At 41.5% G+C, this 21,546-nt stretch carries 22 protein-coding genes and 2 tRNA genes; 10 read left to right on the plus strand and 14 right to left on the minus strand.

Going from position 1 to position 21,546, the window contains the following annotated elements; genetic code table 11:
* The first annotated feature begins 130 nt into the window (after nt 1-130).
* Complete coding sequence (locus QXW63_01000) at nt 131-343, plus strand: hypothetical protein (protein MEM3460478.1); 213 nt, start codon at nt 131-133, stop codon at nt 341-343.
* Nucleotides 344-540: 197 nt separating this feature from the next.
* Here QXW63_01000 and QXW63_01005 read toward each other — a convergent pair whose 3' ends face one another.
* From QXW63_01005 to QXW63_01020, 4 genes are all read right to left on the minus strand, one after another.
* Nucleotides 541-720, minus strand: coding sequence for a hypothetical protein (locus QXW63_01005; protein MEM3460479.1), 180 nt, complete (start codon nt 718-720; stop codon nt 541-543).
* A 65-nt stretch (nt 721-785) separates the two neighbouring features.
* Nucleotides 786-1,133, minus strand: a complete 348-nt coding sequence (locus QXW63_01010; GenBank protein MEM3460480.1) for a hypothetical protein — start codon at nt 1,131-1,133, stop codon at nt 786-788.
* Nucleotides 1,133-1,477, minus strand: coding sequence for a hypothetical protein (locus tag QXW63_01015; GenBank protein MEM3460481.1), 345 nt, complete (start codon nt 1,475-1,477; stop codon nt 1,133-1,135). The genes QXW63_01010 and QXW63_01015 overlap by 1 nt, the downstream gene beginning before the upstream one ends.
* A gap of 527 nt (nt 1,478-2,004) precedes the next feature.
* Entirely contained in the window at nt 2,005-2,151 is a 147-nt protein-coding gene (locus tag QXW63_01020) for a ribbon-helix-helix domain-containing protein (protein ID MEM3460482.1), read from the minus strand.
* Between the two features lie 68 nt (nt 2,152-2,219).
* Here QXW63_01020 and QXW63_01025 point away from each other — a divergent pair, with 68 nt between their 5' ends.
* The 3 genes from QXW63_01025 to QXW63_01035 all read left to right on the plus strand — a co-directional run bounded on the left by QXW63_01025 (nt 2,220) and on the right by QXW63_01035 (nt 5,299).
* The gene (locus tag QXW63_01025) at nt 2,220-2,783 is read left to right on the plus strand and encodes a hypothetical protein (GenBank protein ID MEM3460483.1); all 564 of its coding nucleotides are present in this window, start codon (nt 2,220-2,222) and stop codon (nt 2,781-2,783) included.
* Nucleotides 2,784-3,037: 254 nt separating this feature from the next.
* Nucleotides 3,038-3,144: transfer RNA gene (locus QXW63_01030), tRNA-Lys, on the plus strand.
* A 133-nt stretch (nt 3,145-3,277) separates the two neighbouring features.
* Complete coding sequence (locus QXW63_01035; GenBank protein ID MEM3460484.1) at nt 3,278-5,299, plus strand: hypothetical protein; 2,022 nt, start codon at nt 3,278-3,280, stop codon at nt 5,297-5,299.
* Nucleotides 5,300-5,711: 412 nt separating this feature from the next.
* On the opposite strand, the gene QXW63_01040 is transcribed toward QXW63_01035, so the two are convergent.
* The 5 genes from QXW63_01040 to QXW63_01060 are packed head-to-tail and all read right to left on the minus strand — an operon-like array spanning nt 5,712 to nt 11,314.
* Complete coding sequence (locus QXW63_01040; protein ID MEM3460485.1) at nt 5,712-6,704, minus strand: ABC transporter ATP-binding protein; 993 nt, start codon at nt 6,702-6,704, stop codon at nt 5,712-5,714.
* Nucleotides 6,691-7,677, minus strand: a complete 987-nt coding sequence (locus QXW63_01045) for an ABC transporter ATP-binding protein (GenBank protein MEM3460486.1) — start codon at nt 7,675-7,677, stop codon at nt 6,691-6,693. The genes QXW63_01040 and QXW63_01045 overlap by 14 nt, the downstream gene beginning before the upstream one ends.
* 10 nt (nt 7,678-7,687) lie before the next feature.
* Nucleotides 7,688-8,572 carry an ABC transporter permease gene (locus tag QXW63_01050; GenBank protein MEM3460487.1) on the minus strand — a complete coding sequence of 295 codons (885 nt, stop codon included), beginning with the start codon at nt 8,570-8,572 and terminating at the stop codon, nt 7,688-7,690.
* A 10-nt stretch (nt 8,573-8,582) separates the two neighbouring features.
* Nucleotides 8,583-9,620 carry an ABC transporter permease gene (locus tag QXW63_01055; GenBank protein ID MEM3460488.1) on the minus strand — a complete coding sequence of 346 codons (1,038 nt, stop codon included), beginning with the start codon at nt 9,618-9,620 and terminating at the stop codon, nt 8,583-8,585.
* Nucleotides 9,621-9,676: 56 nt separating this feature from the next.
* Entirely contained in the window at nt 9,677-11,314 is a 1,638-nt protein-coding gene (locus tag QXW63_01060) for an ABC transporter substrate-binding protein (GenBank protein MEM3460489.1), read from the minus strand.
* A 156-nt stretch (nt 11,315-11,470) separates the two neighbouring features.
* On the opposite strand from QXW63_01060, the gene QXW63_01065 reads away from it, so the two are divergent.
* Nucleotides 11,471-11,623: transfer RNA gene (locus tag QXW63_01065), tRNA-Tyr, on the plus strand.
* A gap of 133 nt (nt 11,624-11,756) precedes the next feature.
* Here the strand turns inward: QXW63_01065 and QXW63_01070 are convergent.
* Nucleotides 11,757-13,706: a cation-translocating P-type ATPase gene (locus QXW63_01070; GenBank protein ID MEM3460490.1), complete on the minus strand. Its 1,950-nt coding sequence runs from the start codon at nt 13,704-13,706 to the stop codon at nt 11,757-11,759.
* Between the two features lie 128 nt (nt 13,707-13,834).
* On the opposite strand from QXW63_01070, the gene QXW63_01075 reads away from it, so the two are divergent.
* Complete coding sequence (locus tag QXW63_01075; GenBank protein MEM3460491.1) at nt 13,835-14,233, plus strand: CopG family ribbon-helix-helix protein; 399 nt, start codon at nt 13,835-13,837, stop codon at nt 14,231-14,233.
* 85 nt (nt 14,234-14,318) lie between these two features.
* Here the strand turns inward: QXW63_01075 and hutH are convergent, their stop codons facing one another.
* Entirely contained in the window at nt 14,319-15,836 is a 1,518-nt protein-coding gene (gene hutH, locus QXW63_01080; GenBank protein MEM3460492.1) for a histidine ammonia-lyase, read from the minus strand.
* A 224-nt stretch (nt 15,837-16,060) separates the two neighbouring features.
* On the opposite strand from hutH, the gene QXW63_01085 reads away from it, so the two are divergent.
* A complete protein-coding gene (locus QXW63_01085; protein ID MEM3460493.1) occupies nt 16,061-16,294 on the plus strand; it encodes an LSM domain-containing protein in 234 nt (77 codons plus the stop codon).
* On the opposite strand, the gene QXW63_01090 is transcribed toward QXW63_01085, so the two are convergent.
* Complete coding sequence (locus tag QXW63_01090; protein ID MEM3460494.1) at nt 16,291-17,190, minus strand: serine/threonine-protein kinase RIO2; 900 nt, start codon at nt 17,188-17,190, stop codon at nt 16,291-16,293. The two genes, QXW63_01085 and QXW63_01090, sit on opposite strands and share 4 nt — an antisense overlap.
* Before the next feature lie 202 nt (nt 17,191-17,392).
* On the opposite strand from QXW63_01090, the gene QXW63_01095 reads away from it, so the two are divergent.
* Entirely contained in the window at nt 17,393-17,635 is a 243-nt protein-coding gene (locus QXW63_01095) for a hypothetical protein (GenBank protein ID MEM3460495.1), read from the plus strand.
* Between the two features lie 4 nt (nt 17,636-17,639).
* Here the strand turns inward: QXW63_01095 and thiI are convergent, their stop codons facing one another.
* Nucleotides 17,640-18,797, minus strand: coding sequence for a tRNA uracil 4-sulfurtransferase ThiI (thiI, locus tag QXW63_01100; GenBank protein MEM3460496.1), 1,158 nt, complete (start codon nt 18,795-18,797; stop codon nt 17,640-17,642).
* A gap of 42 nt (nt 18,798-18,839) precedes the next feature.
* Entirely contained in the window at nt 18,840-19,817 is a 978-nt protein-coding gene (locus QXW63_01105) for a sodium:calcium antiporter (protein ID MEM3460497.1), read from the minus strand.
* Between the two features lie 45 nt (nt 19,818-19,862).
* Between QXW63_01105 and QXW63_01110 the strand changes: the two genes are divergently transcribed.
* Nucleotides 19,863-20,774 (plus strand): MBL fold metallo-hydrolase, encoded by a 912-nt coding sequence (locus tag QXW63_01110; GenBank protein ID MEM3460498.1) that lies wholly within the window; start codon nt 19,863-19,865, stop codon nt 20,772-20,774.
* A 51-nt stretch (nt 20,775-20,825) separates the two neighbouring features.
* Entirely contained in the window at nt 20,826-21,500 is a 675-nt protein-coding gene (gene pyrH / locus QXW63_01115) for a UMP kinase (GenBank protein MEM3460499.1), read from the plus strand.
* Nucleotides 21,501-21,546 lie beyond the last annotated feature (46 nt).

A 21,546-nucleotide genomic window follows, 5' to 3' on the forward strand; every position in this document is an offset into this window, starting at 1 on the left:
TAGGATAATGGGTTTGTTTCCAAATTTAAACTTTAACTTAAAAATATCAAAGATGCAGACTCTGCATCTTTGAAAGATGTTTTGGGAAAAATTTAAACTTTAACGCAACCTGAAGTTACCGCCACACGCCGTGTGGCGAATAGCGTATCATAATATTGGCAACACAGAGTTAAGCTTCAACGCAACCGTAACAGACTTGCCAGACGGCTGGACAGTCAGCATGGACAAGACAAGCTGGATTCTACCCGTTGGCGCAACAACAAACCTAACCGTGACACTTCAGCTAACAAAAGCCTTGCCAATTGGCTCGTACAGTTTCAACCTAGCCTTCTACATACCATAACTCAAAAGAACACTACGAGCATCTACCCTAACCTTCCCTTTTTTCTTTATCCAATGAGATAAAATCTATTTTTATCTCATACTAGATTAATTTTGCATGGAAAAGCTCAATTTAAGCTTGTTTTCGTTTCACTATTAATTTAAGCATTGTTGTTGATGTATGTGGTAAAGAAATAATGTTAATGGTTGCGTATTACTCTAAGTTATGTAGTCCCTCGGATTCCTTTTACGCTCTAACAAGAAAGCTTCCTGAGTCATGCGTGAATGAATAGTTTCGTTGTAAAGCTGAAGCTCATCTAACTCCAGCTCCCTCTCCAGGATGCGCATTTCAAGTGTTTTGCGCTTATGCTTTTTCCTTTTCACCTTTACTTTTTCCACGTTCAAAACCACCTACCATAACGATAAACACTAACAACGCAAAAATCAAAAAGAGAAAATCGCCATTATCCATGTTCTAAAACCTCATGCAGTTTCTCGATAGGCTTAACTTCAGTTTGAGAAGTTTGAGGCTTCCGCTTATCCACAATGTCCAATTTCCTTTTCCTATCTAAACCGTAGCGTTTCAAAACCTTCTCGAAGGGAACACCACACGCCAACTCATTAACTGCATTAAGAAACATGGCTTTCCCAATATTGCCTTCAGCTATTGGATAATATGAATCTTCACTATCCAGAACGCTTTTAATAATGAAAAGCAACTCTGCAAAGCTTAACGGTTCAGTGTAGGCTTCCACAAGCACGAGAATATCGTTAGGCCCTTTCTTACCATTAACCAAATGCAAAACAACCATTACCGCTTAACCTCTCGCTTTTTCCTTCCCACAGTTGAACCATTCCTATACACCCAATAAAACCAGCCTTCCGAATTCACGCAGCCCCCAGCATGCTCATTAAGAAACTTCAGCAATGCCTTATGCTCAGGATTGTTATAGTCTTCGCTTACCTCAAACTCTCCCTTCGCACCTTCCCGCTTTTGCCAATTTATCTTACCAGCGTCAAAAGGCAACTTAACCGAAGGCTTAGCCTCTCCCATCAACTTTTCAATTTGCCTCCGAAATTTAACAACTGAAGCCTCAACACCATTAAGAAAATCAATAATGTCCTCCGCTAAAATCTTCAAATCCTCACCGGCCAATTTTCCGCCACCCCTCCAACCGACTCTTAACCCTAAGAAAATGCAACTCACACAACCACAACACACCTTCACAATCAAACGCCTTAAAAACCGCCTTCCGACTGCAAAACGCACAACACTCCAAAGAACCACGAACAACACCCTCACCACCCACAGACTCCTCCGCATACCTACGCACACGCTTGACGGCACGCTCAACAACCAAATTCTCAATCTTAATCGGCTTGATAGTACGACTAAGGTGCACCTTGCCTTCTAACCATCCGAAAATCATGGGTTCGAGCACGTGGCAAATGCTCAAAGAATTGCGCTTTATTTCCGATTTAAAGGCATTCCAAAGCTCCAAATTACACTTGAAACTAACACTTTTTCGAGGCGCATCTAAACGAAAGTGCACCTTTGTAATACTCTCAGTGTTATCGTTTTGGTTTTGTTGTGTTGTGTTTTGGTTTTTGGAAAGTTTTATATCTGGTTTCTTGCTATTTTCCATTTGTCTACACTTCCTTTTTTTCTGTTTTAAGCTTGAATTAGCTTGCTTGTACTTGGGTTTCGAGAAATTGTTTGAGTGCGGTTCTGATTATTTCGGTTATAGTTTTGAATTTTCCAGCTTTGATTAGAGCCTCGAGCTGTTGTCTTTCTGTTTGGTTTATGCGGATTCCAATTCTTCTGTTCATGTTTTTCACCGTCGTTCGACAGTTTTAAATAAAAGTGTCGAACATTAATAAGAATAGGCGACAAGACAATGTCCCAAAAGGACACTAAAGAAAAAAGAAAGGAACGAATCAAAGAGTTTCTAAGAGAATTTGGAGCTTTATCAACAACTCAGCTCACTAATAAGATTAACGAGAAATATCAGCTTCACTATAACAAGAAAACTATCCAGAGAGACATTTCCGAGCTTATGTTAGAAGGATGTGTAAAACCGAATCCGCCTATAGGAAGAGAACAAACATATTCCTTACCAGAAAAATCTAATACTAAAACAGTTTCAACCTATCTGCTGACTCGTTTATGGAGAGAGGAAGAGGAAATCGAAAAGCTGAATCTTTATAATGAGTCTGTGAGAGCATATATGAAAGCAAGATTGTTATGGCTGAAACTTCCTTCACCATTCAAACAGAAACTTTCGCCAGCCTTTAAAAAAGTCAGTGAAGCCCTTGCATCAATTTCAGCGGAATCTCTTTTGTTTGATATAAGGGAGCTAAGGAAAATAAGGTATCTGCGAGAAATAGGTATTCCATTCTTAATTGAAAACATATCCTTAGTTTTACATGAAATTGAGAAGGAAGGTGCTTCTAATGAGTGAGTATGAGCACGGATTAAACCACTCGAGCGGTTCATTCACTTTCACTCGAGTTACCACGCCAAAAAAAGAAGCTAAAATCACAGTCGGATTAACCATAAAGCCAACACTCTTAGCTGAAGCACGAAAGCACAACCTAAACCTAAGCCGAATCCTCGAACAAGCATTAAACTCAATCCTCGAATACCTAGCTCAACAAAACAAAACCGAAAGCTCTATATCTCTTACCGTCGGTTCTCTTCCGAGAGAAACGACACGGGCCCGTAGCTCAGTAAGGACAGAGCACCGGGCTTTTAACCCGGGGGTCCCGGGTTCAAACTTGGAAGGTTTGTGCCTTTCCAGGGGACAGTTCCCGGCGGGCCCGTTTATAGGCGTATTGACATTATTTTTTAAAATTTTGTGGTTGTGACTCTTGGAAAACGCATCCTTTATAGTAATATTCATGATTGCGGAATATTTGTTAAAGTATCCTCTATTAATTATATGCATGATTGGAGATGGGCTTTAAGATAAAAAGATTAGCTGTGACGCTTACAATCGCAGTTTTTCTTATAGGATTAATACACATGAACATGAAAATTACTTTTTCAGAAAGCATTGGAGGAAAAATTGACCTCTATACACAGAACGAGCCATACAGTGGAAAAGGTCCAAACATGCCAAGCGACGCGTTCGAACCAGGTAAACTAGTTGTCTTATATGCGTTAGTTACATATAATGAAGCTCCAGTGCAAAATTTGATTGTAAACTTTTATGTGCAAAGTCCAAATGGTTCTATTTTTTATCTTACTGAGAAAACTGACGAGACGGGAATTGCAAGAGTTAACTTTACAATACCATATAAATCTGTTAACGTAACTGATATTTTTGGAGTATGGTTTGTTTCTGCAACTGTTGCAATTAATGGTAATAACTTTCAAGATACTTTATCTTTTAAAGTAGATTGGATTGTAAAACTGCTTTCAGTAAAGACCATCGACGGAAACCTCACCGAAAGAAATGCCTTTGGAATCGGAGGGTATGTCGGATTAGAAGTGACCCTTAGGAACATAGCAATGACAACGAAAAATGCTACAATTGCGATAACCATAGAAGACGAATTAATGGTTCCAATAAGTTCTTTCCACATAAATGATTTTGAACTTCAGTCAAACGAAAAAATAGTTAAAGTTTACTTCAAATTGTTCATTCCAAAATGGGCATTTATTGGAAGAGCAACCGTTTTTGTGTCTGCCTTAACTGCTCCAGTAGAGCAGAATGGAGTGCCATACTGCCCTGGAATATCAACTTCATTCTACATCACAATTCAAAATCTCATGACAATGGATTTTCATGACGTTTCAATAGTAAAAGTTCTCCCCTCATCTAACTCGGTAAAGATTGGTGAGTTGGTTATTGTTAATGTAACGGTAAGAAATGAAGGAACAGCTACAGAAAACTTCGTTGTGAGCATCTATTATGACAATTTTTTTGTTCAAAACATGAGTATAGAGCTACTCGAACCATACTCTTCAAAAATGCTAACTTGCATCTTTGACACATCCCTTCTTGGTCCCGGAAACTATACGCTAACGGCGTTTATCCCCTATCTACTTAATGAAGCCGATTACGTAGACAATCTCTTCGAAGATGGAGTTATTGAGGTTAGATTTAGGCAATATTACCTGACTATACATGTAGAACCCTCTGATGCCACATTTATTTCTGGTGAAGGATGGTATGATGAAGGTTCAAACGTGACTTTAGATGCTCCTAATTATGTTCTTAAATCGGCTGGCGTGCGCTATATGTTTAACCATTGGGTTGTGAATGGAATACAGAATCTGGCTAACTCAATAACGGTAATTATGAACACCAATCACACAGTCACAGCATATTACACTTTGCAGTATTATCTAACTGTTCTCTCATCTTATGGAGTAGCCGGTGGAGAAGGATGGTATGACGCTAACACCATAGCCTATGCTACTTTAGATGCTGGCGTTATTGACCACAGAAACAATACTCGTAGAGTGTTTACCCGTTGGGGCGGAGATGCTTACGGGTCTCATTTTATGCAAAGTGAGGAAATATTTATGGACAAGCCTAAAACAGCGGTGGCTGTCTGGAAAACGCAATATTACTTAACAGTGAAAGTTGACCCATCTGCAATTGTGATGATTCTTGGAGAAGGTTGGTATGATCAATTTGAAAATGTCACCTTAACAGCTCCGGCTGTTGAAGGATACGACTTTAACTATTGGAAAGTTGACGAAACCACTCAAAACGCTGGAACACGCACAATAACCGTTTTCATGAATGCCCCTCACAACGCGACAGCCTACTATCACTCTACCGGAGCAGGCGCATATTTCCCATGGTGGTCACTTTTCTGGTATCTGCTCTTCCCACTAGCATTGATACTCGTAATCCTTCTTGCTCTGCTTTATCGCAGAAGGAAAAAGAAGAAAGAAGACACGTTCTACAGAGGCTGGACTGCTTGGTATTACTGTTACGACCTGCGAAAAAGAATCCGTTAATTCTTAAAACAGAAGAAGAAAGAAGTGATGAGTGAAGCCTTCTCCTTTCCCGCTTAGGCTGAATATTCAGTAAATGCGTCTTTTTATAAAACCCTTGCTATACACACAAGCATATATCATTTCTCAAAATATACCCTATTACACACTCATTTCAGCTTTGGAAACTTTGCTTTTAGGCAGTAACGCGAAAAGTATTGTGGGAAGGCTTAAGAAAATGTTCGAGGAAATTGCTGCAGACGCGGTCAAAATGTTAATGTTTCTCTTTTTCGTCACCTTAGCCTTTATAATAGTTTCAGGCGCTCTCTGGCTGCGTGCATCAAAAAACAACGCATAAACATTCACCCTACTAAATGTTAATGGCTAAAATAAAACAAGACTTTTCTGCGCCTAACTTCCATATTCTTAAGCGGTTTCACTTTTCAACTAAGTGACAAGCAACAAAGTGATTAGGCGAAACTTCAATCAATTCTGGCTCTTTTTCTCTGCACCTTTTTTCTTCATGTGGACAACGCGGATGAAAACGACATCCAGAAGGTATGTTTATCGCTGAGGGCACTTCACCTTTCAACGCGATTGGTCTTCGTTTTCTTTCCGGATTTGGAACTGGTATAGCAGCAAGCAAAGCTTGGGTATAGAGGTGTAGAGGGTTGGAGAAAATCTCTTTTTTATCTCCCATCTCCACAATTTTTCCAAGGTACATTATCGCTATTCTGTCTGAAATATATTTAGCAATTGCCAAATCATGAGTTATAAAAAGGTAAGTAAGATTCAATTCCTTTCTTAACTCCAACATCAAATCGATAATTGTTGTTCTCAAAGAAACGTCAATCATAGAAACCGGCTCGTCTGCAACTATAAATTCTGGGTCTAGAATTAAAGAGCGTGCTATTGCTGCTCGCTGTCTCTGTCCTCCACTTAACTGGTGCGGGTACAACTCAGCGAACTGCTCCGGTGGAGTAAGGTCAACGCGTTCAAGCATTTCTAAGACTTTTTTTCTTTTCTCTTGATGTTTTACTAAACCGTGAATCTCAAGTGGATGCCCCACTGCATCTCCGATTTTCATTCGAGGATTAAATGATGCATAAGGGTCTTGAAATATTATTTGCATTTTTCTCCTAAGTATCCTAAGTTTCTCTGGACTAAGCGTCGTGGTTTCTGTGTTGTTGAAGAAAATTTTTCCAGAAGTAGGCGGTATTAACCGTACGACCAATTTGCCTGTTGTCGTTTTTCCGCAACCGCTCTCTCCAGCAAGAGTAAAAACTTCTCCTCTACGAATTGAAAAACTTACGTCATCAACCGCTTTAACAAAACTTTTTGTGCGCGCTAAAAGTTTTTCAAGAAAGCTTTTCTCAACTGGAAAATACTTTTTGAGATGCTCAACTTTCAGAATATCACTGTGATTCACGCTTTTTCACTCCTTCATAAGCATAACATCGAACGTAATGTTCAGCGTTGGTCTCTACGAGCGGAGGTTCTTGCGTGCGACATCTTTCTTTTGCGCGATAACATCTTGGCCAGAAACGGCAGCCTTTTGGCAGATTAAGCATGTCAGGTGGAGAGCCAGCTATGGCTTCAAGTTTTTGTTCAGCGAGCTCAATATTTGGAATGGACTTTAAGAGTCCCTGTGTGTAGGGATGCTGCGGATTAGAGTAGATGTCTGCACTGCGGGCGTACTCAACCATGTGTCCAGCGTACATGACTAGGATTTTGTCGCTTCTTTCTAAGACTAGGCTCAAATCATGTGTTATTATGATAAGAGTCAAGCCGTAAGCTCTTCGTAAAGCATCAAGAAGATCTAGAATTTTGGCTTGAACTATCACGTCAAGAGCAGTTGTCGGCTCATCAGCAATTATTAAGCTTGGATTAAGCGCCATTGCTAATGCTATCATTACTCGTTGTCTCATTCCTCCACTGAGCTGATGAGGGTAATCGTTTATGCGTTCTGGTTGAATCCCAACATCTGCAAGAATTTTTTTTGTTCGTTCCAGTGCCTCTTTGCTGCTTACTTTTGGCTCATGAGTTTGGATAAGTTCAACAAAATGGGCGCCGATTCTTTTAACTGGATTTAAAGAAGTCATGGGGTCTTGGAACACGTAGGAGATTTCTCTTCCTCTAAGGTTCCGCAACTCGTTCTTTTTAAGTTTCAAAATATCCTTGTCCCTAAGAATTATTTGCCCTTTAGTTATTCTACCTGGATAGGGAACCAGCAAGCCCAAAGACAAACCTAACGTGGATTTTCCACACCCTGACTCACCTACCACGCCTAGTGTTTCCGCTTTTCCTACCGAAAAAGAAACATCTTCTACAGCGCGTATTTTTCCACGCTTAGCCCAGTATTCCACGGCTAGTGCGTCCACGTTCAACAATTTCTGAGCCACCGTTCTCACCCTAATCTTCAAGTCTCGGGTTCAAAAGCTCACTCAGTCCTTCTCCCATGAACGTGAAGCCTAAAGCCAAAAGGATTATCATTAAACCTGGAAATGTTATCACCCACCATGCACCGCTATTCAGAAGTCTTCGTCCGTTTGTTAAGTCCCATCCCCAGTCTGGAACATCTACGGAAACGCCTAAACCTATGAAGGTTAATCCAGCAGCCGTTAGGATGGCATCTGCAAAATTTACTGTCAAAATCACAATTATGGATGGAACAACATTTGGAAGAATGTAACGGAACAATATCGTGCCACTTTTTGCCCCAGCCGCCTTTGCTGCTTCCACATAAGGCATTTCTTTTATACTGAGCACTTGACTTCGAATAACTCTGAAATAAGAGGGAACATAAACCACGGCTATTGAAAGAGCCATGTTAACGACGCCCTTTCCCAGCATCGCCGCTATCGCAATGGCTAAAACCAAGCTTGGAAACGCATAGACACTATCCATTACAAGGCAGAAGACACGGTCTGTTATGCCTCCAACGTACGACGAAAACAGACCGAGCGGAGCCCCAGCCGCCAAACAGATAATTACTGAGAACACAGCAACTTGAAGCATTATTCCACCACCTGAAATGACTCTGCTGAACATGTCTCCTCCCATATCGGTAGTTCCAAAAGGAAACTGCGAACTAGGCGGAGACAAAGGTGGACCAACCTCAATAGCAGAAGGATCATGAGGCCTTATCCAAGGAGCAATTAGAGTCATTACAATGATAGATGTAACTATGATTGCACCAAAAAGCACAAGCCACCCAGCTAAGCCCCTCTTAGTTAGTGAGGTTAAGCCTGGAATTACTCTTGAAAGCATGCTTTTCTTAATATTGGGCTTTTCCATTCATGGTACCTCAAAGGCGTATTCGAGGGTCAAGATAAGCATAAAGCAAATCAACAACTAAACTAACTATAGAGACGAAAATTCCGAAAACAACAACTGCGCCTTGAATGGCTGTGTAATCGCGAAAGTTTATTCGGTCAACGATGTACCTGCCAAGTCCAGGCCAAGAGAAAGTGGTTTCTGTTAATATTGCTCCGCCGAGGAGCGTTGCAAACTGCAGTCCCATCATGGTTAGCACGGGAAGAAAAGCATTTCTTAAAGCATAGCCGTAGGTTACGACCCTTTCTTTTAGTCCTCTTGCTCTCGCGGCAGTTACAAAGTCAAGCCGCAAAGTTTCCAGCATGTTACTTCTCGTCAACCTAATGAAAACCCCTGAAAGAACCAAACCCAGGGTTAATGAAGGCAGAAAAAGATAGCGAAGGCTTTCTACAAACTTGTAAATGTTTCCCTCTAAAAGACTGTCAATAGTGTATAAACCCGTGGAAAATTGAGCACCGCCTATGTTTAATCCAACAGGGGCGTCCATTGCAGGGCTTTTTCTTAAGCCGACTGGCAACAAATGTAATCCTACTCCAAGAGTGAGTTGGAAAATCATGCCCAAAAAGAAAACTGGAATAGCATAAGTTACTATTCCAAAAATGCGAATGGCGTGGTCCGTAGGTTTATTGTAGGCTTTTGCTGCTTCGACGCCAAAAAAGATGCCTATTAAGACTGCGATTATCATGGAAAAAATTGCCAATTCCAGAGTTGCAGGAAACGCTGAGAAAATTTGTTGCGCTACAGGTTCAAATCCCGGCGCCATGGATTTGCCTAAATCTCCCCTGAAAAGTCCTGAGATATAATCCAAATATTGAATCCAAAGCGGCTTGTCAAGACCCAGTTCACGTCGCATTTCTTCCATGGCTTCGGGATTTTCTGCTTTCTCAAAGTGAAGCAAAACTGGGTCGCCCGGCAAGACTCTTACGATAATAAATACCATCGTTAATAGTATGAAGATCATGGGAATTGTTAGTAAGATTCGTGAAATTATGTACGTGCGCAGTGTCATTTTTTATCCTGCCGTCTCTTTGAGATAAATAAAAAGAAAGGGGAATTAAACTTTGTTTATTCTTCCGCGTAAACCATCCAGTGGCGCCAAGACTGTGTTATGTCAAGATAAATTCCTTTAACGTTAGTTTTTGTTACTGCGTAAGCCGAGCCTTGATAGAGTGGAATTAGTGGGCAGTCCTCTACCAGCAAGTCTTGGATATCCTCATACAAAGCGCTTCGTACACTTGTTGTTGTGTTGCCTCTTGCCCACGCTATTAACTCGTCCATCTGGGTGCTGTTATAGTTATGGTGGAGCCATGATCCGCCTGAGGAATGAACGAATGGGTAAATGTAGTCGTCTGGGTCAATGTAGTCTGGATACCAGCCTAAAATGAAGGCTTCCATTTCTTCGTTCCGCCGTTTCTCTCTGTACGAAGCCCAGTCTGCGCTGTCAAGTGTTACGCTTATTACTCCACTGGCTTCTAATGAGGCTTTTAATGCTTGGGCTTGTTGTGGACTTTGCGGGTAATGTCCTGAACTTTCGTACCACAACTTGAATGATAGTTTGTTGGTTTCGTTGTATCCGAATTCGCTGAGAAGGTCTCTGGTTAGCGTATAGTTTGGATCGCCGAGTGTTTGGAAGGCATTGGTGTGGCTGAACATGCCTATTGGTATCATGCTGTAAAGTTTCTGTGCTTGCCCGAGAAATACTGTTTGAACTATTGTTGTTCTGTTTATTGCGGCTCCTATGGCACGTCTTATTTTTGTTTCGTTGAAGGGTGCATATTTCTCTTGTAGAACAAGATATTGGATGAAAGCTCCTGTGCCTTCCCAAACTTTCAAGTTGGTGTTGGCTTTCATGGAGTTTATGTCTGTTGCGGAAAGCTGTCTAAAGGCTATGTCGATTTCTAACGCGTTCATTGCTGTTGCGAGTGCCGTGGCGTCGGCGTACATTTTTATTATGATGTTTTTGGTTTTTGGATAGCCTCCTGTTGCGTTCCAATAGTTGGGATTGGCTTCTAAACGAATCTCGCTATCTTTGCCTGCCACTCTGGTCCAGCTTTTGAGTTTGTAAGGACCAAGACCCATTGGGTGGCTAGCTCGTGGGTTGCCTTCCACATATTCTACAACGGAGTTCATGGGTGCATAGGTTGGGTCAACTATGTATGATGCTTGGCAAGCCATAAGCGATAGGAAAGCGGCAAATGGAATCTTAAGGTAGAATTTCACAACGTACTTGCTTACTACAGTAACGTTTTCTATGATGTCGCTGTAGCCTATGCCTACGAAGGGTCCGTCTTCGTCTGCGATGCCCATTCCTCTGTCAAAAGTGTATTTAACGTGGGTTGCGTTGAACTCTGTTCCATCGTCGTACTTAACTCCTTCACGAAGGTTAAAGGTCCAAACTAAGCCGTCAGATGACACGTCCCATGAAGTGGCTAGTGATGGAACAATATCTGCTGCGCTACCTGTTGCTCCAGCTCGGTATTCCACTAATCCACAGCCTAAAGACTGTATTATTTCCCAACCGAAAAAGTCGTATGCTCTTGCAGGGTCTAAGCATGATTCCACGGAGTCTGTCGTTCCCATTATTAATGTGTCTTTCAAACGAGTTTTCGGCATTGTTAGGTAGTAACCAGCAACTCCGGCAATTACGATTATAACGATGACGATGCCTATGATTACCATTTTGCCAATGGCTTTTTCTCTCATAATTTCACCGCAGATATATAGGTCAATTCGATGAGTATATAAGATTTTAACCCAACAATGCTGCTGTAAGAGTTAACGGTAACAATAATAAAGGTTTACAAGCTTCACAGACTACGAAATGCATAAATCTTTTTATTCGCATCTTAAAATTTCGGTCGGGCGGTAGCTCAGCTTGGTAGAGCTTCCGAGCCTGCTAACACGCTTAGCAGACGGAGACGCTGTAGACGCCTACCCACGGTGGGTGTTACCCAGCCTATCAAGCGCACAGAAACCGGAGTGTCGCAGGTTCAAATCCCGCCCGCCCGACCAAGCCCCTTTTACTGAAATAAGGCTACATTGAATTTATTTTGGTAAGACGGTTTAACATCGCCTTTCTCTATTATCGATAAGTCCTAGAAAGGCAACATTTACTTTAAGGTTTTAAAATCTCGTCTCATATTGCCTAGAGTTTTACCTTCATTAAACGCAAAGTATTAAGAAGCAAGAACATAGTTACTCCATCATCGCCAGATGCGACAGTAAACCATAAAGGAATAAAACCCATCAATCCTAATCCGCCCAAGAGTATCTTAACAATTAGTGATGCAGCTATGTTCTGCTTTGCAATTTCAACAGTCTTGCCGCTTAATTTGATCAAGTAGGGTATCTGAGCCAATTCATCCTTAACTAGCACAACATCTGCCGACTCCAGCGCAACATCCACGCCTGCGCCACCCATTGCAATACCTACATCTGAAGCCGCTAGGGCTGGAGCGTCGTTGACACCATCTCCAACCATTGCTACCAAGCCGTTGTTATTCTTCATTTCTTCAACGATTTTCAATTTGTCCTCTGGAAAGAGTTCTGCATGCACTTTGTCAACGCCCAGTTTTTCAGCGATTTCTTTTGCAATTTCAGTTTTGTCGCCTGTTAGCACTGCAGTTTTGATTCCAGCTTTTCTTAAAGTCTTAATGGCTTCAATCGCGTCTTTTCTAACATCGTCAAACATACAGACAGAAGCGATTCCTGACTTGTCGATTGAAACACACACAGATGTGTGCTTCTCGTTGGCGTAGATTCCTTCTATTTGTTCACAGTTGCATGCGTATTCTTTCATCAGTTCCATATTGCCTACGGCGACATGAGTGCCATTGACATACCCTACTATCCCCTTGCCGGGAATTTCTGTCACATCGGTGACTTTGAGCTTAGTGATGTCTAAGTTTCTCTCGGATGCTTTCTTTACAATAGCTTGCGCGACAGGGTGGTTTGAAAACTGGTCCAATGCAGCTGCGTACATCAAAGCCTGCTCACCATAGTTCTCCACAGATTTAACTTCATGAACTGCAGGCTTGCCTAAAGTAAGCGTGCCGGTTTTGTCGAATATGACAGTCTTGATTCTAGCCAGTTTTTCAACATAGATGCCACCCTTAATGATGACACCTTTTCTGGCAGCAACCGTTATTGCGGTAAATATTGTCGCTGGGACAGGTACTATGAATGCGCTCGGGCAAGAAACCACCAGAAGTATCAAAGAGCGGTATAGCCACGTTTGGAAAGGTCCGCCGAGAATTCTGGGCATGACTGTTGCTATGAGTACGGCGAGCACTATAATAATGGGCACGTAAACTTTGGCAAATCTGTCAACTAACTTTTCAATAGACGCTTTTCTCTTTCTGGATTCTATAACAAGCTTCACGATTCTGGAAACAAGAGTATCCTCGGCCCTTTTGCTGACAGTCACTTTAAGGACACCGCTTGTGCACAATGTACCCGCGTACACGGGGTCGCCTATCTTTTTTATTATAGGCAGTGATTCTCCTGTTACTAGGGACTGGTCTACATGTGAAAAGCCTTCAACAATTGTCCCGTCTAAGGGAATTCTCTCACCAGGCTTTACCAGTATAGTCGTGCCTGGCAAAACTTCTCTAACACTTATGTTCTTTTCAGTGCCATCAATTATCACCCTCGCTTCATCAAGCATAAACTTTGACAACTTCTCAACTGTCTTGCGAGCTCTGTCTTCAATATAACCTTCGAAATACTCTGCCAATGAGTAGAGAAACAGCACCGAGGCTGCTTCAAAAAGAAAATCCAAATACGCTGCGCCTAAACCAGCCACCGCCATGAGGAATTCTACTGAGAATCTTTTCTCGATTACGAGTTCTCTTATTCCGATAAATCCAATGTATATTCCTGCTGCAATTACGGAAACATGATATATGATTAGGGAGAGGGTCGCAGTCTCGTTAAGAATTGGTATGACAAAGCCTAGCGGGATTCCTTGAGCAAATAAATCTAACAAACCACCAACAACAATGGTTGAGCCTAACGCCAGAGCGAGCAAAATCCATGTTCTTTTGTTTCTGCTCTCTTCAAATTCTTTAAGCTCGCCTCCTACATTTCTTTTCATATTGTTTCATGTATGTGTAAAAACCATCGAATTCTATATTAAGATAGTGCTAGATTTTTTGGTAAAAATATTAATATATTAATAGCAATATGTTAGAATGTTAATAGCAGCGTGGATTGGTTTGAAAAATGACCGTGATAAGCATAACCTTGCCGGCGGAACTTCTCAGCAAATTTGATGATTTCATTAAAGCAAGGGGATATTACAGCAGGTCAGAGGCTTTTCGAGATGCCATAAGAAGTCTTATCACCGAATCTGAGCTTGCCAAACTCGAAACTGGAAACGTAGCTGCAACCGTAATGACAACATGTGATTATGCAAGGAAAGATGTTGATCTAAAAATGACCGAAATAAGACATGAGTTTGATGATGTTGTAATAGAAAACGTCCATAGGCACATAGGCGAGAGATACTGCTTAGAAATTTTCATTGCTCAGGGAAATAACGACCGAATATTGAATCTTATCAATAGACTTAGAGGAATGCATGGAATTCAACAAGTCCGCGCCATGTTCATGCCACTCTAAACTGGGATTGAGAGCATAGTCCGGATATGCAAGGAATTTGAACGCGGTTGTAAAGCTATTACGCCAGACTCACTTAAGAATATTGTTAAAGTTTGGTTTCTTTGAGTAGTTGTTTAATTTTTTCTATGTCTTCGCTTAGCACTCTGTCTTGTTCGAGCATTGGCACATGCTTTCTTATGAGCGCGTGAACTTTTTTTGTTCCTTTTCCAAGCTTTTCTAGTCCGCGAAAATCTGCTGCTTGAGCCGCGCATAATAGTTCTATGGCTATTATGTATTCTGTGTTCTCCAAAATCTGCATGGCTTTTTCTGCAGCTGTCACTCCCATACTCACAAAGTCTTCATAATTTGCAGATGTTGGAATAGAATCTACACAGGCAGGATGCGCTAGAATCTTATTTTCCGAGACTAAAGCCGCAGCAGTGTACTGCACAGTCATAAAACCACTGTTCACGCCTGCTCTTGCCTTTGGCGGAATTAAGAAGGCTGGCAAACCATTGTTTAGTTTACCGTCAAGCAACCTTGCCGTTCTTCTTTCAGAAATGTTACCAACCATTGCTAATGCTATTCCAAGCAAGTCCATCGCGAGGGATACTGGTTGCCCGTGAAAATTCCCACCCGAAAGACAAGCTTGTTCTTCAGGAAAGATTAGAGGATTGTCCGTTGCCGAGTTAATTTCAACTTCCACAACCTTTCTTGCATAAGCTATTGCATCTCTTGCAGCGCCCAAAACTTGTGGTGCACATCTTAAACTGTAAGGGTCATGGGGACGCTGCCTCTTTTGCATGGCTTCATTTCCTGTTTGGACAAGCTGGCTTCCCGCAATAAGCGTTCTAATATTCTTTGCCGTCCACATTTGACCGGTATGCGGCCTGACATTGTGGATTTTTTCGTCAAAAGCATCAGAAACTCCAAGCAAAGCCTCAAGCGATAATGCAGTTGCTGCTTCTGCTGCTTCAATCAAGTTTTCAGCATCGTGAACCGTTAATACCGCGATGGCTGTCATCAGTTGCGTGCCATTGTTAAGCGCTATTCCTTCCTTAAACTCAAGCTGGACAGGTGCTATTCCAGCCTTTTGCATGGCTTCTTTTCCGCTCATCACTTTGCCTTGGTATTCGGCTTTTCCTTCGCCTATGAGCACCAGAATCATATGGGATAAAGGTGCGAGGTCGCCGCTGGCGCCAACAGAACCTTTAGCTGGAACTATTGGATGTACGCCTTTGTTCAGCATTTCAACAAGTGTTTCTAAGGTTTCCAAGCGCACGCCTGAATATCCCTTAGCCAAAGTGTTTGCACGCAGAAGCATTAAAGCGCGTACTATATCCGTGCTTAGGGGTTTTCCAACACCAGACGCGTGGCTTCTGATGAGGTTAACTTGTAACTGTTTAATGTTGTCTGGTTGAATTGTTATGTTGCTTAATGCTCCAAAACCCGTGTTCACACCGTAGATGACGCGCTTTTCTCTGACTAGTTTTTCCAGAACCATGCGGCTTTTTTTTACTCGCTTTTTCGTTTCTTCTGGAATTGTTACTTTGGCGTTTTCTCGTGCAACCTTGACGATATCCTCAATTGTTAATGTTTCCCCGTCAACTTGCACTGCATGCATAATAATTATCTCCGATTACGAATAGGGACTTTCTAAACTTTAATCCTTTAGGGTATAAATCTTCTTTCTCATTCAATCATGAAAACTCGATTTATTTTTTGAAAAAACTGAAAAATCTTCGCGTATGACTAAATTGCCTTCAAATTTGGAATTGGTTTTTCATAAAACTTTTATATCTGAGGGATTTGGATATGAGTAAATAATTAGTCTATTAAGGTGCTCGCATGGAACCCAGCAAAAAACCGCTGAACGTGTTGGTTAAGCAACTGAACGCTTACATTGCAGTTGTACTGAAGAACGGTTGCGAATACAAGGGAAAAATGATCAAATGTGACGGGCATATGAATATTCTTTTGGAAGGTGCAGCCGAGAGCAAGGATGATCAGCTCATTGCTAACTATGGAAATCTTTTGTTGCGTGGAAACAACATACTTTATATAATGTTGGATGTGCATTAGAAAGCGGTTAGTTTTCCTTTTCCTGTCACGTATTCCAGAGCTTCTTTAAGTGTGATTTCTAACATAAATTTGCGTTTGAAATATTGCAGAACGTTTTTTACGTCTCTGGTTAGCAGTTGTTGGGCGTTTGGGTGTTTTCTTGTGACGTATTGTGGCCAGTCGATGATGAGTATTTGCATGTTCGGCTTTAGTATAATGTTGTATTCGCTTAGGTCAGCGTGGATTACGCCGGCTTGCAAGTAGGCTTTTCGAATGTTATGCAGTATTCGCTTCAATATTTTTTCTGGTTCTGGAAGCTCCTTCCATTCTGCAAGTTCTGCTCCTTCAATCATTCCCATGGCTATGGCGTGGCGGTTCTGGTTTATTGGTTCTGGAACTGCCACTTTATGAGAAAAAGTGAGTGTTAAGGCTTGGAATTCTTTTTCTGCTGCGATTCTTGATTGGAAAAGCCAGTTGGCGTGTTCAGTTGTGTAGGCTCTTTTCCGCATTGTTTGGCGGAAACTTATTCTTCCAAGTCTGTGAAATTTTACGGCTATTTTTTCTCCTTTTGGGTTTAGAGCGTCGTATACGTCTGCTTCTTTGCCTACGCCTAAGGGTTTTCCGAAGGCTTCGAGCACGTTGGCTTTGACGAAAGCGTTTATTGCTAGGCAGTCGTAACCGGCATAATTTAAAGTGTAGCCTACGTATGCTCCTTGCATTTGGCGTATTAAACGTAATTTGTGGAGACGCTTTAGGCGAAAGTCGATTTCTTCAAGGTTGAATTTTGCGAATTTTGCGATTAGTTCTTTTGGGACGAATTCGTGTTTGCTCATTGCTGCTTCTATGACTTGCAGTACTCTGAAATCTTCGTTCTCTAAGGTGCGGAACACTTTCACTGCGGTTTCAGCTGACGACATAACAGTACACAGAGTAGTTGTTTTATTATTAAAAGATGAAGTTGTTAAATTCTTGATTAAACACAAAACGTAATACTCAGTTTAGACAATAATAAAGATGGGAGAATCATTGAGAAAAAAGGTCAAATTTTGGATGTTATTTTTATTAGGTGTTAGTATATACGCGCCATTTTTGCTGTTTTCTCTCATGATTCGCCATATCATGAACATTATCTTATTCACTGCATGCTTTCTATTCTACAATTATGGAATCTACCATTTTGTTTGGAAGAAAGTGCAACCAAAATATCCAATGGTTCCGCCTGAAGGGCGAGTAGATGTTTATTTTCCGCGAACTAATATTCCAAGACCTATACATGAAGACGTACAGCACTATCCGGGTTTCTTCAAGAAGAAAGTAAAGAAAAAGTATGAGAGAACGAAAAAAATCAAAAAGAAGCGTTAAAGTTTTATTCTATGTCAATTATCTCGATTTTTTCGAAGCATTCTCCTATAGCGTCTTTCAAGTTCAGTCTTTTTTCGATTGATTCCACAATTTCTAAGTTAGCTTTTGTTGTGGGATGTTTTGCCATGAAAATTGAGCAGCAGTCCTTATAGGGTTGGATGGAAATTTCGAAAGTGCCAATTTGCTTAGCTAATTGGACGATTTCGTTTTTCTCGTAAGTTAAGAGTGGTCTAAGTATGGGTATATTTGTTGCTTTGCTGATTACCGCCATGTTTTCTAAAGTTTGCGAGGAGACTTGTGCCAAATTTTCGCCGCTTCCTATAGCATTTATGCTGTGTTTTTTGGCTATTTCCTCTGCAACCTTGACCATGAACCTGCGGAACAAAACCAACCTGTATCTCGATGGCGCCTCTACGGCTTCGGCTTCGAAGGGATAAAAAGGAACAAAAAACATGCGCGTTTTGAAACTGTACTGTGTCAAGACTTTCGCTAAATCCAAAATCTTGGCAAGTTTTGCTTCATCAAACCGTTCAAAAGCGTGGAAATGTAGAAAGTCAACAGTGCATCCGCGTTTCATTAGTAGCCATGCTGCCACGGGAGAGTCTATTCCGCCAGACAACAAGTGTAGAACTTTTCCTGAAACGCCAGAAGGCAAACCGTACAGTCCCTTAACTTTTCTGTCGAAAACGTATGCTTTTCCTCCGACAATCTCAACAAAAATGGTGGTTTCCGGTTCTTCCAATGAGATTTTAGCCTTGAATTGTTTTACAAGATAAGCGCCTAATTCGCGGTTAACTTCCATTGACGTGTAGGGTACTGTCTTGTCTGCTCTGTTCGCTGAGACTCTTGCTTTTGTGCCTGCGGCTATCGGGAAATTTTTTCTTACAAGCTCTTTTATTTTGTCTATGCTGGAGGCGTCTGTGGTTTTGCAAGGGGCGAACCATGCTATGCCGAAAACTTTCTTAAGCGCTTCTTCAATTATTTTTACGTTTGATTTTTTGTTTAGTTCTAGAATTATTCGTCCTTGAACTTTTCTTATTTTTTCGTATTCTACATTTTTTAAAGCATTGTTTATGTTCTCAATTAGTTTTTTCTCAAAGAATGGTCTATTCAATCCTTTAAGTCCGAGTTCTCCGTAGTGAATTAAAACGTAATCAAACACGAATAGGATATTTTTCGGCTTAATTTAAAAACTTTCCATTTTTTAAGTTCGATAGCCCCCGAGCGTAGTTGCCAGAAATATGCTATAAATGAAAAGTAGAACGGCGCCTTCTCTCCAGCTTACTTTTTCGCTTGAAAGGAAATACCATAAGAAAAGATTTGTTATTAACGAGAACATAACCAAGTTAGAGAAAGCAGTCATGTTAACTGTGAATGCTGATGCTGCTAGGGTTACACCGAGAATGCACGTTATGTTTATGAAGCAACTTCCTACAATGTTGCCCAATGCCATGTCTAAATGTCCTTTTCTTGTTGCGTCAATGCTCGTCGCCAGTTCCGGTATGCTTGTACCGAAGGCAACAACTGTCGCGCCGATAACAACGCGTGGCACGCCTACGCTGAGGGCTATGTAAGAGGCGGAGTCAACGATGAAGTAAGAGCTGGCTACTACGCCGGCGGCGCCGAGAAATGTCAGAAGTGCGTATTTGCCTATTTTCTGCTTTTCTGAGCCTAGGGAGCTTTCTTCTTTTACTTTTCTTATTCTGGAAAGCTGGAAAAGATAGAAAACAAAAATTGTCAGCAGAATTATTCCTATGTATTGGCTTGCATATCCAATGTAAAGCAGAGTTAGCGGGATAACTGAAGCTATAAAAAGTCCGAAGTATAAGCTTCCTATTTCTTCTTTTGCCATAGTAGGGTACATAGAAGTGTATCTTGGACATTTCAAAACCACAATCAAAAAGCAGATGCCTAGTATTAAGCAAATGTTTACGATGTTTGAACCCAAAACGTTTCCTATGGCGACGCCTACATTTTCTCTTGACACTGCAGCAAAAATGGCTACGCTGAGTTCAGGTAAGGATGTGGAAAATGCGACTAGTATGAATCCCACGGTGGTTTTTCCTATTCCTGTTATTTCCGCGACTCTGGCGGAGTTTGTGATTGTCCAGTCGCTGGCTTTGTCTAAAGCAACCAATGATACTATAAGAATTATGACATTAACCAGCAGTCCCTCGAACAAGGTAACCCGCTCCTTTTCTTAATTCCTAACTGATATCCGTTAAAAGTGTTTCCCACATTTTTAATCGAAACTAAACAGAAACTTGCACAAAACAAAAATCACGTAAACACTATAAATCTACTCATGTCTTCGTTCAAGATAGTGTTTCTTGGAACTGGCGGCGGAAGATTCGCAACAATCACGCAGAAAAGACGCACTGCAGGAATACGCATAATAAATGACAGTTTAAATTTGCATTTGGATCCTGGACCTGGGGCTCTTGTATACTCCATTAATGAAGGATTGGATCCGCAGAAGATTAACGCCGTTTTTGTTTCTCATTGCCATCCTGACCATTATACGGATGCTGAGGTTCTGATTGAGGCTATGACGCGGGGTATGACCCGAAAGCGAGGCGTGCTTGCCGCTGCTCGTAGCGTTTTGAATGGGAGCGATGTGTGTGAACCTTCAATATCGAAATATCATCAGCAAATGCCGGAGCAGAAAATTGTGACTTTGCCTGGCGTGAAATTTCAAGTTGGAGATGTTAATGTTTTAGTCACTGAAGCGCGGCATACTGATCCGGACGCTGTGGGTTTTAGGTTTGAAACTCAAGAGTTTGGTGACTTCGCGTATACAAGTGACACTGAATATTTTGAGGGTATAAGCAAATACTACGAGGATGTGAGACTTCTGTTACTGTGTGTCATGCGACCAGCGGGAAAACCTTGGAAGGGACACATGACAACAAACGATGCCATAAAGATAATTGAGAATACGCGTCCGGAGCAGGCGGTTTTAACGCATCTTGGAATGCAAATGATATTTAAGGGACCAGCGAACGAGGCAGGATTAATCAAAGAGAAGACAGGGGTTCCCACAGTTGCCGCTACAGATGGTATGCTGATAGATTTCGGTGAAGCAATAGCCATTCAAGCGTCTAGAAAAACGCAGCAGGGCTTAGACAGGTTTTTCTAAAGAATTTTTAACTAGAACCACTTGTATAATGGGCTGAAGGATGTAAAAGCAATGCGTGTCGTGCTGAGGATAGGCGGTTCGGTTGTTGCTTCTCCGTTGAATTCCGACTTAATCAGTAAATATGTGGGTTTATTGAACGATTTGCGTAAAAAGGGACATGAAGTGGCGGTTGTTGTTGGCGGCGGCACCTTAGCCCGAGAATTCATTAAAGCCGCAAAAGAATTGAGCTTGAATGAAAAGGCTCAAGACGAAGTTGCCATTTCCGTTTCGCGACTCTACGCGCAACTTTTCCTTAAAGCACTTGGAAAGTTAGGCTGCGAACATGTTCCCTTGACGGTTGAGGATGCTGTAGAATGCGTGCGTAAAGGGAAAATTGCGGTCATGGGAGGTTTGAAGCCTGGCATGACAACGGACACTGTTGCTGCTTTAATCGCCGAGAAAGCAGATGCTAGTTTGCTGGTTAAGGCTACTGACCAAGAGGGCGTTTATGATAAAGACCCGAGGAAATACGCAGACGCTGTTAAACTTGAGCGTTTAAAGTTTAAGGATTTGTCACATGTGCTTGCCGAGAATAAGCACAAAGCGGGTATACACCAGATTATTGACCCAGAAGCGATTAAAATTCTGGGACGTAAGAGAATTAGGATGATTGTTTTGAACGGCTTTAAACCCGAAAATGTTTTGGCCGCTGTTAATGGCGAGCATATTGGAACGTTAATAGAGTAAGCTGGTTGTTTGCGACAAGTTTAAATATCACTGTCGATATCGCTAT

The organism is Candidatus Bathyarchaeia archaeon (assembly GCA_038873195.1).
GTDB lineage: Archaea > Thermoproteota > Bathyarchaeia > Bathyarchaeales > Bathycorpusculaceae > DSLH01.

Excerpts from the sequence above, each read along its gene's own strand:
- QXW63_01010 (MEM3460480.1), bottom strand. The coding sequence starts at position 1,133 with ATGGTTGTTTTGCATTTGGTTAATGGTAAGAAAGGGCCTAACGATATT.
- QXW63_01020 (MEM3460482.1), bottom strand. The coding sequence starts at position 2,151 with ATGAACAGAAGAATTGGAATCCGCATAAACCAAACAGAAAGACAACAG.
- QXW63_01025 (MEM3460483.1), top strand. The coding sequence starts at position 2,220 with ATGTCCCAAAAGGACACTAAAGAAAAAAGAAAGGAACGAATCAAAGAG.
- QXW63_01035 (MEM3460484.1), top strand. The coding sequence starts at position 3,278 with ATGGGCTTTAAGATAAAAAGATTAGCTGTGACGCTTACAATCGCAGTT.
- QXW63_01050 (MEM3460487.1), bottom strand. The coding sequence starts at position 8,572 with ATGGAAAAGCCCAATATTAAGAAAAGCATGCTTTCAAGAGTAATTCCA.
- QXW63_01055 (MEM3460488.1), bottom strand. The coding sequence starts at position 9,620 with ATGACACTGCGCACGTACATAATTTCACGAATCTTACTAACAATTCCC.
- QXW63_01060 (MEM3460489.1), bottom strand. The coding sequence starts at position 11,314 with ATGAGAGAAAAAGCCATTGGCAAAATGGTAATCATAGGCATCGTCATC.
- QXW63_01070 (MEM3460490.1), bottom strand. The coding sequence starts at position 13,706 with ATGAAAAGAAATGTAGGAGGCGAGCTTAAAGAATTTGAAGAGAGCAGA.
- QXW63_01075 (MEM3460491.1), top strand. The coding sequence starts at position 13,835 with ATGACCGTGATAAGCATAACCTTGCCGGCGGAACTTCTCAGCAAATTT.
- hutH (MEM3460492.1), bottom strand. The coding sequence starts at position 15,836 with ATGCATGCAGTGCAAGTTGACGGGGAAACATTAACAATTGAGGATATC.
- QXW63_01085 (MEM3460493.1), top strand. The coding sequence starts at position 16,061 with ATGGAACCCAGCAAAAAACCGCTGAACGTGTTGGTTAAGCAACTGAAC.
- QXW63_01090 (MEM3460494.1), bottom strand. The coding sequence starts at position 17,190 with ATGTCGTCAGCTGAAACCGCAGTGAAAGTGTTCCGCACCTTAGAGAAC.
- QXW63_01095 (MEM3460495.1), top strand. The coding sequence starts at position 17,393 with ATGAACATTATCTTATTCACTGCATGCTTTCTATTCTACAATTATGGA.
- pyrH (MEM3460499.1), top strand. The coding sequence starts at position 20,826 with ATGCGTGTCGTGCTGAGGATAGGCGGTTCGGTTGTTGCTTCTCCGTTG.